This is a genomic window from Pseudomonas imrae (genome assembly GCF_046352735.2).
GTDB lineage: Bacteria > Pseudomonadota > Gammaproteobacteria > Pseudomonadales > Pseudomonadaceae > Aquipseudomonas > Aquipseudomonas imrae.
In genome coordinates this window covers 2466780-2481055 of record NZ_CP110853.2, presented here as the reverse complement: position 1 = coordinate 2481055, position 14276 = coordinate 2466780, and the positions used below count along the sequence as shown (strand labels likewise).

Sequence of the window (14276 nt, the reverse complement as noted above, 5' to 3'; positions counted from 1 at the left end):
GTCACGCCGTGGTTGCGGCAGCAAGCGCGGCCTGGACCTTGGCAATTTCCTGATTACGCAAAATAAAACGCTGCAACTTGCCACTCGGAGTCTTGGGCAAGTCACTGACAAATTCGATCTCGCGCGGATAGGCGTGGGCCGCCAGGCGCTTGCGCACATGCTGGCGCAGCTCTTCGGCAAGCTGCGGGTCGGCGCGGTATTGCCCGCTGATCACCACGAATGCCTTGACCAGCTCGGTACGCTGCGCATCCGGCTTGCCGACGACAGCGGCTTCGATCACCGCCGGGTGCTCCACCAGCGCACTTTCCACGTCAAACGGACCAACGCGATAACCGGAGGTCGTGATCACATCATCGCTGCGCCCGACAAAACTGATGCTGCCATCGGGGTTCAATTCCACGGTGTCGCCGCTGAGGTAGTACTTGCCAACGAACGCCTTGGTCTTGACCCCTTCGTAGCCTGCAAACCAGCACATCGGCGACTGCTCGCGGTCGATGGCAAGGATGCCAGGCTGGCCGGCGGGTAATTCCTGATAGTCGTCGTCGAGGACCACAATGCGATGACCCGGCGAGGCAAACCCGGCGGAGCCCACATGCACCGGGTGGCCCAGGCCATGGTGGTTGCACAACACCATGCCCAGCTCGGTCTGGCCGTAGTGGTCGTGGATGACCACGCCCAGGTTATCGGCGAACCAGCGGATCACTTCCGGGTTCAACGGCTCGCCGGCACTGCTGACAATCCGCAGCTTGCCCTTGATCGAGCGGGCAAACTGCTCGCCACCGGCAATCAACAAGCGATAGGCGGTTGGCGAACCGGTGAGGTTGGTAATCGCGTATTTATTGATGACGCGGCAAGTGCTTTCGAGGGTGAAAGGCCCATCGTAGAAGGTAATCGGATGCCCCATGGAAAGCGGTCCGGTCACGCCAAAGTAGATGCCATAGGCCCAGCCTGGGTCGGCCACGTTCCAGAATGCGTCTTCGGGGCGCAAGTCCACCGCATCGCGGGTGTAGCTCTGGAACGCCACCATCGCCTTGAGCGGCACCGACAGGGCTTTTGAAGGGCCGGTGGTGCCCGATGTAAACATCAGCAGGAATGGATCATCGGCTCCCAGCAGCACAGGGTCGCAGACGTTGGAATAATTCGCCAGTTCGGCCCAGAAGCTGTAGTCGCCCTGCACAATGCCCTCACCCTTGGGCCCCGCGACGGTGACAATCATCGGGCAATCGGCTACTTCCACGAGTTTGCCGCGGTTTACATCATCGGTGACCACCAGCACCGCACCCGAGCTGCTCAGGCGATGCTCGATGGCCTTGGGTCCGAATGCGGTGAACAATGGCTGGTAGACCGCACCGATGCGCCAGGTCGCAAGTACCACCACCAGCAACTCGGCGGTACGCGGCAACAGGCCCGCGACCTTGTCGCCACGCTTGACGCCCTGGGCCAGGAGAAAGTTGGCAAAGCGCGCGGCCTGGTCCTGCAACTCACAGAAAGTGGCGGTGGCGCTGCTGCCATCCTTGCCCTCCCAGAACAACGCTATACGGCCCGGCAAGGCATGGCGGTCACAGCATTCGACGCAGGCATTGAGCCCCTGCAGGTTGCCGGCCAGCGCGGCGTCAACGGTTTGCTGATAGTTGAACTGGGTAGTGGCAGTCGAGTAATCACGCATCGCTTCAAATCCCTCTGTCTTTTTATTTTCAGGATGGGCTACGTAAACCGATGAAATAGTCGCTCCAGAGCGCTCGGTGGACAATGGTCAAAGCCTTCAACATGCCTGACTGGTTTGGCCAATGGCAGCCAGGCATCTACATGGCGCATGATGTTTTCAGGCCTGGCTTGAGAGTCGCTACTCCCAAAAAATCGCCCCTGAAGTTGCGTAGATACCAATGCCAAGAGGGAAAAGGAAGCCGACAACGTGTACTGATGGATACGGGTCGTTCGGCCCGCTACACCTTCTGGCTCGGCAACCACAATCGAAACCGCGCCCCGCCCAACGACGAGGCCTGCGCCGTCAACGTGCCACCCTGCGCCTCCAGCGCTCGCCGGCTGATCGCCAAACCCAGGCCAAACCCGCCGGTTGAACGATCACGGCTGCGATCCAGCCGATAGAACGGCTCGAAGATCCGCTCGCGCTGCTCTTCTGGAATCCCGATACCATCATCGTCAACCCAGATCTCACACCCCTTGGCACACACCTTGACCCCCACCTGGATACGTCGCTCGCAATAGCGCGTGGCATTGCGCAACAGGTTCTGCAAGGCCCGGGCGGTGAGGCGCGGATCAAGGGCGAAGCGCTCCACGGAGCAGTCCAGCGCCACATCGATGACGATCTCGGGGTTCTCCAGCTCGTCGTCGACACTGCCCAGGACGCTGTCGATAAACTCATCGAGCACCACTTCCACCTGTTCAGGTAACTGCGCCGGGTTTTGCAGGCGGCTGTAGGACAGCAGCTCCAGCACCAGGTCATCCAGCTCGCGAATATGCGCCACCAGCCCTTGCAGGCGTTCACGACTGGCCACCGGCAAGTCTTCGGAAAGCGCCAGGGCCAGGCCAAAGTCCAGGCGCGTCAACGGCGTGCGCAACTCATGGGACACTGCGTTAAGCAAGTCCCGTTGCTGGTTGAGCAGCTTTTCGATGTCATTGGCCATAGTGTCGAACACCGCCGCCAGACTTCCGATGTTAGAGCTGGCAGGAATCTGCGTACGTGCATCCAGGTTGCCACGCCCCAGTTGCGCGGCCGTCATCTTGAGCCGCTCCAGATCACGCCAGTGGGGCCTGAGCCACACCAGCAGACCCGCGAGCAATGCCGCGCCGATCAGTACATTCATGCTCCAGTACAACAGGTTCATGTCCATAGGGTCTGGCGGGATAGTCATCTTCACCGCCAACTGCGGGTTGAGCGGCGAACTGACTTCTTCCATCCAGCCCCACTCCCCCAGGCGAATGACTGATCTGCCCTGCTCCAGCAACCGCTCTTCGGCCGGCGTATAGCTCGCATCCTGGCGATGCAGCAACTGCACCTTCAACGGCGCAAATTCCGCAGCCAACTGGTCGGTGACCTGCGACCACTGCTCCACCGGAACGCTGTGGTATTGCTTGACGATGAGCGCCTGCAAGCCACGGGACTGTTCGACGTTGTAATCCATGTAGCGCTGATGGAAGACCTGGATAATGCCCTTGGGGATCAGGTAGATCGCCGCGCTGTAGGTCACGATAGTCAGCAGATAGAGACGAATGAGAACCCGGAACATCGTCTCAGCATTCCCACTCGGAGCGGCTGAACAAGTAGCCCTTGCCCCAGACGGTCTTGATTTTGCGCGCCTCGCCGGCATGATCGTCGAACTTGCGCCGCAGCTTTGAAATCGCCACGTCGACCGAACGATCGGTGCCATTGAACTCAATGCCCCGCAGGCGTTGCAGGATCTGATCGCGGCTGAGGACTTCGCCTGCATGGCGTGCCAGCACCACCAACAGGTTGTATTCGCCACTGGACAGTTCTACCGCCTGGTCACGCCAGGTGACCGTGCGTTCTGACAAGTCGATGCACAGGTTGCCGATCAGTATCTGGTCGTTGGCCACTTGCGGCTCGGTGAGACTGCTGCGCCGCAACAGCGTGCGCACCCGCGCCAGAAGCACGCGCGGCTCGCAGGGTTTGGTCACGTAGTCGTCGGCGCCCATTTCCAGGCCCAGCACCTGATCGTGGCTGTCATCGCGCGCCGTGAGCATCAGGATCGGCAGGCCAGCCGAATCCGCCCGCAGCAACCGGCACACTTGCAGGCCGTCGAGCCCCGGCAGCATCAGGTCGAGGATCACCAGGTCAGGCGGATTGAGCCTGGCCCGCTCCCGGACATGGTCGCCGCGACTGAGCACACTGACGTGATAGCCATTGCGCTCAAGGTAACTGGCAATCAACTCGGAAAGTGCGGCGTCGTCTTCGACCAGGAGGATGTTGGGCATGGTGTTTCCAAAGGGTGCGGTTTTCGGTGTGGTACGGCTTGGCGGCTATAGAGGATATACGTGCGCGCCGCAGCGTGCGCCGTACCTTACATTTCTTCACACACGCCCTACACAGCTTCACAGCACCTCAGCCTGGGCGTGCGTAGGATGCGCCAGTCAATATTGGGATAAGAGCATGTCGAAGAATCTGTTTGCGCCGTTTTGCCTGCTGACACTGACACTGGCCTTGAGTGCGTGTGGCAACTCAGATGACGCTGTGGAAATGCCGCTGGCCAAAGTGCGCATCGAAACCCTGGAAGCCAAGCCTCTGTCCATCAGCACCGAGCTGAGCGGGCGCATCGCCGCCCCGCGCATTGCCGAAGTACGCGCACGGGTGGCCGGCGTGGTGTTGGAGCGGGTATTCAGCGAAGGGCATGATGTCAAACAGGGCGACGTGCTGTTTCGCATCGACCCGGCGCCGTTCAAGGCCGACCTGGACAGCGCCCAGGCCAATTTGCGCAAAGCCCAGGCCAATGCCTTCCAGGCCAGGCTGCAAGAACAGCGCTATAGCCAGTTGGTGGAAGGAAACGCCATCAGTGCCCAGGACTACGACAACGCACGTGCGGCCGCCCGACAAACCGCCGCCGACGTGGCGGCCAATCAGGCTGCCGTGCAGCGCGCCCGGCTCAACCTCGGCTATGCGACTGTGACCGCGCCCATTTCCGGGCGTATTGGCCGGGCACTCGTGACCGAAGGCGCACTGGTGGGCCAGAACGAGACCACCCCGTTGGCGGTGATTCAGCAACTGGACCCGATCCACGCCGACCTCACCCAGTCCACCCGCGAACTGAATGACTTGCGCCGCGCCTTTCGCGCAGGGCATTTGAAACAGATCGGTCAGGACCAGGCCAAGGCCACGCTGATCCAGGATGACGGCAGTCTTTACCCGTTGCCGGGCAAACTGTTGTTCGCGGAAATTTCCGTAGATCCCGGCACCGGGCAAATCAACTTGCGCAGCGAGTTCCCCAACCCGGACCTTGATCTGCTGCCCGGCAGCTTTATCCGCGTGCGCCTGGAGCAGGCCGTCGACCAGCAGGGCCTTAGCGTGCCGCAACGGGCCATCAGCCGCGACAGTGCCGGCATTCCCATGGTGTTGCTGCTCGACGCCGAGCAAAACGTCATCCAGCAGCCGGTGGAACTCGGCTCGGCGGTCAATGACCGCTGGATCGTCAACAGCGGCCTCAAGGCCGGCGACCGTATCGTCGTCGAAGGCCTGCAACACGCGCGCCCCGGTGAGAAAGTGCAAGTCGATGCCAGCCCCGAGTCCATCGCCCAGGCGCCTGGCCAGTAACCAAAGGGATAGGAAACAATGCCGCAGTTCTTTATTGACCGCCCGATCTTCGCCTGGGTGGTCGCTCTGTTTATCCTGCTGGCCGGCGCCATGGCCATCCCGCAGTTGCCGGTGGCCCAGTACCCTGACGTCGCGCCGCCGAAGGTCGAAATCTACGCCACCTACCCGGGGGCTTCGGCCCAGACCCTGGACGAAAGCGTGGTCAGCTTGATCGAGCAAGAGCTCAACGGCGCTGATCACCTGTTGTATTTCGAATCCCAGAGCAGCCTCGGCAGCGCGACCATCACGGCGACTTTCCAGCCGGGCACCAACCCGGAAATGGCTCAGGTCGATGTACAGAACCGCCTCAAGGCCGTTGAGCCGCGCTTGCCGCAAGCGGTGACCCAGCAGGGTTTGCAAGTGGAGAAAGTCTCCGCCGGTTTTCTGTTGCTGGTGACCCTGACCTCCAGTGACGGCGCCCTCGACGACGTAGCCCTCAGCGATTACCTGGCGCGCAACGTGATGAACGAGCTCAAACGCCTTGACGGCGTGGGCAAGGCGCAGCTCTATGGCGCTGAACGAGCGATGCGGATCTGGATCGACCCGCAGAAACTGATTGGTTTCAGCCTGACCCCGGCGGACGTCAACGCCGCGATAGCCGCACAGAACGCCCAGGTCTCGGCAGGCAGCATTGGCGACTTGCCGGGCAGCAATACCCAGGAAATCACCGCGTCGATTCTGGTCAAGGGTCAGTTGTCGACGCCTGCCGAGTTCGCCGACATTGTGCTCAAGGCCAACCCGGACGGCTCTACCGTGCGTATCGGCGATGTAGCGCGTGTCGAAATCGGCAGCCAGGAGTACCAGTTTTCCACGCGTTTGAACGGCAAGCCGTCCACGGCGGTCAGCGTGCAGCTGTCGCCGGGGGCCAATGCGTTGAACACCGCGACGCTGGTGCGGGCGAAGATGGATGAACTGTCTCGCTACTTCCCGGCCAACGTGGAGTACAAAATCCCGTATGACACCTCGCCTTTCGTCAAGGTCTCGATCACCAAAGTGGTCTACACCCTGGGCGAAGCGATGCTGCTGGTGTTTGCGGTGATGTTCCTGTTCCTGCAGAACATCCGCTACACCTTGATCCCGACGCTGGTGGTGCCGATTGCATTGATGGGCACCTTCGCCACCATGTTGCTGCTGGGATTTTCGATCAACGTGCTGACCATGTTCGGCATGGTATTGGCCATCGGCATCCTGGTGGACGATGCGATCGTGGTGGTGGAGAACGTCGAACGGATCATGGTCACTGAAGGCCTTTCGCCCAAGGAAGCGACGCGCAAGGCCATGGGGCAGATTACCGGGGCGATTATCGGCATTACCCTGGTGCTGGTGGCGGTGTTTCTGCCGATGGCGTTCATGTCGGGGTCGGTGGGTGTGATCTACCAGCAGTTCTCGTTGTCGATGGCGACTTCGATCCTGTTCTCGGCATTTCTCGCCCTGACCCTGACACCGGCGTTGTGCGCAACGTTGCTCAAGCCGATTGCCAAGGGCGAGCACCATGCCAAAGGCGGTTTCTTTGGCTGGTTCAACCGGCGCTTTGATCAGTTCAACGACCGCTATGAAGGCTGGGTGGCCTATGCGCTCAAGCGCAGCGGGCGCTACCTGCTGATCTATCTGGTGTTGCTGGTGGGCCTGGGGCTGTTGTTCAGTCGCCTGCCCTCCTCGTTCCTGCCGGTTGAGGACCAGGGTTACACCATCACCGATATCCAACTGCCGCCGGGTGCGAGCAAGAACCGCACAGTGCAGGTCGCCGAACAGATCGAGGCCCACAACGCGAGCGAACCTGGTGTGGGTGATACGACGATGATCATGGGCTTCAGTTTCTCAGGCTCAGGGCAAAACGCCGCGCTGGCCTTCACCACGCTCAAGGACTGGTCCGAGCGTGGCAGTGACGACTCGGCAGCGGCCATCGCCGACCGCGCGACCATGGCCTTTACCGAGCTCAAGGACGCGATTGCCTATGCCATCCTGCCGCCTCCGGTGGATGGTCTGGGCACCTCCAGCGGCTTTGAGTTCCGCCTGCAAGACCGTGGCGGCGTTGGCCACGCAGCATTGATGAGCGCACGCACCGAGTTGCTGGCCGCGGCTGAAAAGAGCCCGATCCTCGCCAACGTGCGCGAAAGTGCCCTGGCCGAAGCCCCGCAAGTACAGCTTGAGGTTGACCGCAAGCAAGCCAACGCCTTGGGCGTGTCATTTGCCGATGTCGGCAATATCCTGTCCTCGGCGATTGGCTCGGCCTACATCAATGACTTTCCCAATCAGGGACGCATGCAGCGGGTGGTGGTACAGGCCGAAGGCGATCAGCGCAGTCAGGTCGAAGACCTGATGAAGATCCATGTGCGCAACAACGCCGGGAAAATGGTGCCGTTATCAGCCTTCGTCCAGGCCCGCTGGATCCAGGGCCCCGCGCAGTTGACTCGCTATAACGGTTACCCGGCCATCGCGATTTCCGGTGAAGCGGCGCCAGGCCACAGCACCGGCGAGGCCATGGAGGAAGTCCAGCGCCTGGTCAGCCAGTTGCCGGCCGGCCTCGGCCAGGAATGGACCGGGTTGTCGTTGCAGGAGCGTCTATCCGGCGCCCAGGCACCGCTGTTGCTGGTGCTGTCGCTGCTGATCGTATTCCTGTGCCTGGCTGCACTGTATGAGAGCTGGTCGATCCCCACCTCGGTGCTGCTGGTGGTGCCGCTGGGGGTGTTGGGCGCGGTGCTGGCAGTGTCTTTGCGCGGCATGCCCAACGATGTGTTTTTCAAGGTGGGCCTGATCACCATCATTGGCCTGTCGGCGAAAAACGCGATCCTGATCATCGAGTTCGCCAAGGACCTCTATGACCAGGGCGAGGACCTGATCGACGCAACGTTGAAAGCCGCGCGCCTGCGCCTGCGCCCGATCATCATGACGTCGCTGGCGTTTATCCTCGGCGTGGTGCCGTTGGCAATTGCCACCGGAGCCAGTTCGGCGAGCCAGCAAGCCATTGGCACCGGCGTGATTGGCGGGATGATCACCGCGACATTGGCGATAGTGTTTGTACCGGTGTTTTTTGTGGTGGTGATGAAGTTGGTGCGTAGAGGCAGCAGTAAGCTTTAAGCTGCAAGCTGCAAGCTGCAAGAAAGAGCCGGTAGCCTGTGACTTGCAGCTTGTAGCTCACCTACCGCTTGCCGCGCACATCCGCGCAACCTATGGTGCTTGCACAGCCTAACCGTGTGAGCACCATGCCTTTCCTCGCCCGTACCCACCCCCGCCTCTCCGCCGCTGCCACCCTGGGCCTGGCGGTGGGCATCCTGGCTCCTGCGGACTCAATCCTCAGCAAAATCCTCATCGGTTGGAACACCGAAGTGGTGCTGGGACAATCGCTGGTCGGTTTTCTCACCGCGATTCTGGGCTTTTCGATCAATATCGCCGCCGGGCTGTTCAATTGATGCGGCACAAAGCTTCCAGACGCTGGATTGATCTGGCTCAAGAAACCGAGGCAGGCATCGAGACCCTGCGGGAAGACAGGACGGGGCTCCCACCATTGATCTTCACGACTTGTACTGAATGCCTGCTTTACTGGCCGGCGTTAGCCGCATCAGGTTGATTTTCTCAAAAACCTTGAAAAGACAGGTTTTTAGTCCGACTGTCGCGCGTAGTCCTACAAAATATTGACTGCCTTCCTACTTTAGTGTTTCCTGAAACCGGTTTCAGCTGTTGCACAACCGCACGCTGTTGCCGTTAAACCTATAAAAAGAAGGTCGACAGCCGTGAACAGTTTTTCCGCCGCCCAGCGCCGCCGCGTGACCATGCTTGATGTGGCCGAACGCGCCGGCGTATCCAAAGCCAGCGTGTCGCGTTTTATCGGCGATGACCGTGCGCTGCTTTCCGACGCTACCGCCCTGCGCATCGAACAGGCCATTGACCAGTTGGGCTACCGTCCCAATCAAATGGCACGTGGCTTGAAGCGCGGGCGTACGCGCCTGATCGGCATGCTTGTGGCCGATATCCGCAACCCCTATTCGATTGCCGTGATGCATGGCGTGGAAACCGCCTGCCGCAAGCACGGCTACAGCCTGGTGGTGTGCAACACCGACCGCGATGACGAGCAGGAGCGCCAGCACCTGGCGGCGTTGCGCGCCTACAACATCGAAGGGCTGATCGTGAACACCCTAGGTCATCACCTGGATCAACTGCTGGAACTGCAGCAGGAAATGCCGATGGTGCTGGTGGATCGCAAGGTCGACGCACTGCATAGCGACCTGGTAGGCCTGGATAACCGGGTAGCCGTATCGATGGCACTCGATCACCTTGAACAAAAAGGCTATCGCGATCTGTTGCTGATCAGCGAAGCGGCTGATGGCACCAGCTCGCGACTGGAGCGAATGGACAGTTTCAAGGCCCAGATCGAACGTCGCAAGGCCCTGCGTGGCGCTGTACTGGAAATCGGGCCCGACCTGCACGCTCGCGTGCAAGCCTTTCTTGACGCTGACACTGCGGGTCCCAAAGCCCTGTTTTGCGCCAATGGCATCGCCACGCTGGCTTGCACGGCTGTCCTGCGCGAGTTGGGCTGTGCATTGTTCGAGGACATCGGCCTGATTGCCCTCGATGACCTGGACTGGTACCCGCTGGTGGGAAGCGGCATTACCGCCCTCGCCCAGCCGACGGACGCTATCGGCGCCAGCGCATTTGACTGTCTGCTCCAGCGTTTGCGCGGCGATTCAGAGCCGGCGCGCACCTTGGATTTCCTGCCACAACTGATCGTCCGAGGCTCCACCCAGTCGCTACACAAATAGGCCATTGGGTTGGAACACATCGCCATTTACGACAAAAAATGAAACCGGTTTCAGAGGTCAATAACAATGCACAAATACCCCGTTTCCATCAGCCTCTCCAGCTACGGCGCCGACCTGATCCGCCAACGTGGCCAATTAAGCTTCGCCGCGCTATTGGCCGCCGCTGGCGCCCGGCGTATCGAGTGGCGCGAAGAACTGTTGACCAGCGAGCAGCCTGCTGAACTGGCACAGGCCGCCGCCGAGCACGGGTTGGAATGTGTTTTTTCATCGCCATTGGAACTATGGGTCGCCGGGCGCTCGCAACCCAATGCCCAACTGGCCGACACCCTGGACCGTGCCCTGGCCTTCGGTGCTCGCTGGCTGAAGGTCTCCCTGGGTTATTTCACCGACACCAACGACCTGCACAGCCTCAGCGCCCTGCTCAACCGCCACCCCGTTGGCCTGCTGGTGGAGAACGATCAGACCCTGCACGGTGGACGTATCGAACCCATGCAGCGCTTCTTCGACGAGGCCGAACGATTGGCAGTGCCAGTCAAAATGACCTTCGACATCGGCAACTGGCAATGGCAGGACCAATCAGCCCTGACGGCGGCACGGCTGCTGGGGCGTTATGTCGACTATCTGCACTGCAAGGCCGTGGCCCGGCGGGCAGACGGCAAGCTGGTGGCCCTGCCGCCGAGCGCCACCGACCTGCATCTGTGGGAACAATTACTGCGCCATATGCCCCAAGGTATCAGTCGGGCCGTGGAGTTTCCGTTGCAAGGCGAAGACCTGCTCGAGGTCACCGCACGGCAGGTCTGCGCCCTCGCCAGCCTCGGCCAACCCCGTTTGGAGAACGCTCATGTCTGAGATCGATATTCTGTCGTTCGGTGAAACCATGGCGATGTTTGTCGCCGAGCAAACCGGCGACCTGGCCCACGTCGAGCATTTTGAAAAGCGTATTGCCGGCGCTGACAGCAATGTAGCCATCGGCTTATCGCGCCTGGGTTTCAATGTCGCCTGGCTGAGCCGGGTCGGCAATGACTCATTGGGCCGTTTCGTGGTCGACACCCTTGAACGTGAAGGCCTGGATTGCCGGCATGTGGCGATCGACCCGCTGCATCCGACTGGCTTTCAGCTCAAGTCCAGGGAAGAAACCGGCGACGACCCACACGTGGAATATTTCCGACGTGGCTCTGCCGCCAGTCACTTGTCGTGCGCAGCGATCCACCCCGAACTCCTGCAAGCACGGCATTTGCACGCTACCGGTATTCCGCCGGCCTTATCGGATACCACCGCGCAGCTGTCTCGCCAATTGATGACGCAGATGCGCGAAGCTGGGCGCAGCGTGTCGTTCGATCCCAACCTGCGCCCGTCACTGTGGGACAACGAGCAGCGCATGGTCCGTGAAATCAACGCCCTCGCCTGCCTGGCGCACTGGGTCTTGCCGGGTTTGAGCGAAGGCCGACTGCTGACCGGCTTCGAAGACCCGGCGGATATCGCCGCGTTTTATCTCGATCAGGGTGTTGAAGCCGTGGCGATCAAGCTCGGGCCACATGGCGCTTATTACCGTACCCAACTGGACCAGGGCTTTGTTGGCGCGGTACCGGTGGCCAATGTGGTGGATACCGTGGGGGCCGGCGATGGTTTCGCGGTGGGCTTGATCAGCGCCCTGCTGGAGAACCTTAGCTTTGCCCAGGCCGTACAGCGCGCCAACTGGATCGGCAGCCGCGCGGTGCAGAGTCGTGGCGATATGGAAGGTTTGCCATTGCGTACCGATCTTGCGTCGCTGCAAAAAGCTGGCTGACCCCAACCGAAACCCCGTTACCTGTTGCCACAACTACAACAAGCTCAGGAGCCTCCTTATGCAAACGCCGAAACTCGCCACCCGCCGTTGGTGGTACATCATGCCGATTGTCTTTATCACCTACAGCCTGGCGTATCTGGACCGCGCCAACTATGGCTTTGCCGCAGCCTCGGGCATGGCCGAAGACCTGATGATCACGCCGGGCATGTCATCGCTGCTTGGCGCGCTGTTCTTCCTTGGCTACTTCTTCTTCCAGGTGCCGGGCGCGATCTATGCCCAGAAGCGCAGTGTGAAGAAGCTGATTTTTGTCAGCCTGATCCTCTGGGGCGGCTTGGCGACGCTGACCGGCGTGGTCTCCAACGCCTACATGCTAATCGTGATCCGCTTCATGTTGGGCGTGGTAGAAGCCGCGGTGATGCCGGCGATGCTGGTGTACCTGTGCCACTGGTTCACCCGCGCCGAGCGCTCGCGCGCCAATACGTTTCTGATCCTCGGCAACCCGGTAACCATGTTGTGGATGTCGGTGGTGTCGGGCTATCTGGTGCAGCATTACAGTTGGCGCTGGATGTTCATCATCGAAGGCCTGCCGGCGGTGTTCTGGGCCTTTATCTGGTGGCGCCTGGCCGATGATCGCCCGAGCGATGCCAAATGGCTCAACGTGCAAGAGAAGCAGGACCTGGAAACCGCCCTGGCCGCCGAGCAGGTAGGGCTCAAGGCGGTAAAAAACTACGCTGAAGCCTTTCGCTCGCCCAAGGTGATCATCCTCGCCCTGCAGTTCTTCTGCTGGAGCATCGGGGTCTATGGCTTTGTGTTGTGGTTGCCGTCGATCCTCAAGAGCGGCTTGCAGATGGACATGGTCGAGGCTGGCTGGTTGTCGGCCCTGCCTTATCTGGCAGCCGTGATCGCGATGCTAGCGGTGTCCTGGGGCTCGGACAAACTGCAAAAGCGCAAACGCTTTGTGTGGCCGCCGTTGCTGATCGCCTCCGTCGCCTTTTATGGCTCGTACCTGCTGGGTGCCGAACACTTCTGGTGGTCATACACACTGTTGGTCATCGCCGGGGCCTGCATGTATGCGCCCTACGGACCATTTTTTGCGATCGTCCCGGAGATCCTGCCAGCCAACGTCGCCGGTGGCGCCATGGCCCTGATCAACAGCATGGGCGCCCTGGGCTCGTTTGGTGGTTCCTATCTGGTGGGCTATCTGAACAGCAGCACCGGATCACCCGGCGCCTCCTACCTATTGATGAGCGGCGCGTTGCTGGTGTCGGTGGTCTTGACAATATTTCTTAAACCCAATGCCGATGAGCGGTCACAGCCAGCACCGTTGCGCGCCCTTGATTTACAGGTAAAAAACCCATGAAAAAGCATGTCGTGCTGTACAAAAAGCTCTCCGCACCACTGATGGCTCGCCTGCATGGACAGGTGAATGTGACGCTGATCGAGTCGCTGGATGAAGGCGGCCTGGCGCAGTTGCGCGACGCGTTGCCCAGCGCCCAGGGGTTGCTGGGTGCCAGCTTGCGCCTGGACGCCAAACTGCTGGACCTGGCGCCCCGCCTGGAAGCGGTCGCCAGCGTTTCGGTGGGTGTCGACAACTACGACATTGACTACTTGACTCGACGCGCCATCCTGCTCAGCAACACACCGGACGTGCTCACCGAAACCACGGCCGACACCGGCTTCGCATTGATCCTGGCAACGGCCCGGCGAGTGGTGGAGCTGGCCAACATGGTGCGCGCCGGCAACTGGAACCAGAATATCGGCCCGCTGCACTTCGGCAGTGACGTCCACGGCAAGACCTTGGGCATCATCGGTATGGGCCGCATTGGTGAGGCCCTGGCCCAACGCGGGCATTTTGGTTTCGGCATGCCGGTGATCTATCACAGCCAATCGCCCAAGCCTGCGGTGGAGCAGCGGTTCGGCGCCGGTTATCGCAGCTTGCCCGACTTGCTCGAGCAAGCCGACTTTGTCTGCCTTACGCTGCCCTTGACCGCGCAGACCCAGGGTTTGATCGGCGCCAGGGAGTTCGCGCAGATGGGTCCGGAAACCATCTTCATCAACATTTCCAGGGGCAAGGTGGTGGACGAAGCGGCGCTGGTGCAGGCCCTGCAACAACGCACCATCCGCGCGGCGGGGCTGGATGTGTTTGAACGTGAGCCATTGAACCAGGACTCAGCTCTGCTGCGTCTGAACAACGTGGTGGCGACGCCGCACATCGGCTCCGCGACCCATGAAACCCGCGAAGCCATGGCGCGGTGTGCGGTGGACAATCTGTTGGCGGCCCTGGCGGGAACACGACCGCAGAATCTGGTGAACGAATCGGCCTGGCAGCCTTGATCCAGCACCGCGCGGATTAAGGGCAGCTCGAACAGGCCGGAGTGTTTTCTCGGCCTGCGGCTCGAAAGCCGGAAAA

General features: G+C 60.9%; 10 protein-coding genes and 1 pseudogene. 8 read left to right on the top strand and 3 right to left on the bottom strand.

Annotated elements, in window-relative coordinates; genetic code table 11:
* Position 1 precedes the first annotated feature (1 nt).
* From OQ460_RS11115 to OQ460_RS11105, 3 genes are all read right to left on the bottom strand, one after another.
* A complete protein-coding gene (locus tag OQ460_RS11115) occupies positions 2 to 1666 on the bottom strand; it encodes an AMP-binding protein (protein WP_410021842.1) in 1665 nt (554 codons plus the stop codon).
* Positions 1667 to 1943: 277 nt separating this feature from the next.
* On the bottom strand, positions 1944 to 3248 hold the full coding sequence (locus OQ460_RS11110) for an ATP-binding protein (RefSeq protein WP_410021841.1): 1305 nt from the start codon (positions 3246 to 3248) through the stop codon (positions 1944 to 1946).
* Positions 3249 to 3252: 4 nt separating this feature from the next.
* Positions 3253 to 3954 carry a response regulator gene (locus tag OQ460_RS11105; protein WP_410021840.1) on the bottom strand — a complete coding sequence of 234 codons (702 nt, stop codon included), beginning with the start codon at positions 3952 to 3954 and terminating at the stop codon, positions 3253 to 3255.
* A gap of 175 nt (positions 3955 to 4129) precedes the next feature.
* Between OQ460_RS11105 and OQ460_RS11100 the strand changes: the two genes are divergently transcribed.
* The 8 genes and pseudogenes from OQ460_RS11100 to OQ460_RS11065 all read left to right on the top strand — a co-directional run bounded on the left by OQ460_RS11100 (position 4130) and on the right by OQ460_RS11065 (position 14200).
* Positions 4130 to 5284: an efflux RND transporter periplasmic adaptor subunit gene (locus OQ460_RS11100; RefSeq protein WP_410021839.1), complete on the top strand. Its 1155-nt coding sequence runs from the start codon at positions 4130 to 4132 to the stop codon at positions 5282 to 5284.
* Between the two features lie 18 nt (positions 5285 to 5302).
* Positions 5303 to 8401: a multidrug efflux RND transporter permease subunit gene (locus OQ460_RS11095; protein WP_410021838.1), complete on the top strand. Its 3099-nt coding sequence runs from the start codon at positions 5303 to 5305 to the stop codon at positions 8399 to 8401.
* Between the two features lie 125 nt (positions 8402 to 8526).
* Positions 8527 to 8652: pseudogene (locus OQ460_RS11090) on the top strand (DUF1345 domain-containing protein); the annotation flags it as partial.
* Positions 8653 to 9054: 402 nt separating this feature from the next.
* On the top strand, positions 9055 to 10080 hold the full coding sequence (locus OQ460_RS11085; RefSeq protein ID WP_410021837.1) for a LacI family DNA-binding transcriptional regulator: 1026 nt from the start codon (positions 9055 to 9057) through the stop codon (positions 10078 to 10080).
* 66 nt (positions 10081 to 10146) lie between these two features.
* Positions 10147 to 10929: a sugar phosphate isomerase/epimerase family protein gene (locus tag OQ460_RS11080; protein ID WP_410021836.1), complete on the top strand. Its 783-nt coding sequence runs from the start codon at positions 10147 to 10149 to the stop codon at positions 10927 to 10929.
* Positions 10922 to 11866 carry a sugar kinase gene (locus OQ460_RS11075; RefSeq protein ID WP_410021835.1) on the top strand — a complete coding sequence of 315 codons (945 nt, stop codon included), beginning with the start codon at positions 10922 to 10924 and terminating at the stop codon, positions 11864 to 11866. The genes OQ460_RS11080 and OQ460_RS11075 overlap by 8 nt, the downstream gene beginning before the upstream one ends.
* A gap of 58 nt (positions 11867 to 11924) precedes the next feature.
* On the top strand, positions 11925 to 13226 hold the full coding sequence (locus tag OQ460_RS11070) for an MFS transporter (RefSeq protein WP_410021834.1): 1302 nt from the start codon (positions 11925 to 11927) through the stop codon (positions 13224 to 13226).
* On the top strand, positions 13223 to 14200 hold the full coding sequence (locus OQ460_RS11065; RefSeq protein WP_410021833.1) for a 2-hydroxyacid dehydrogenase: 978 nt from the start codon (positions 13223 to 13225) through the stop codon (positions 14198 to 14200). Before OQ460_RS11070 ends, OQ460_RS11065 begins: the two co-directional genes overlap by 4 nt.
* Positions 14201 to 14276: the final 76 nt, after the last annotated feature.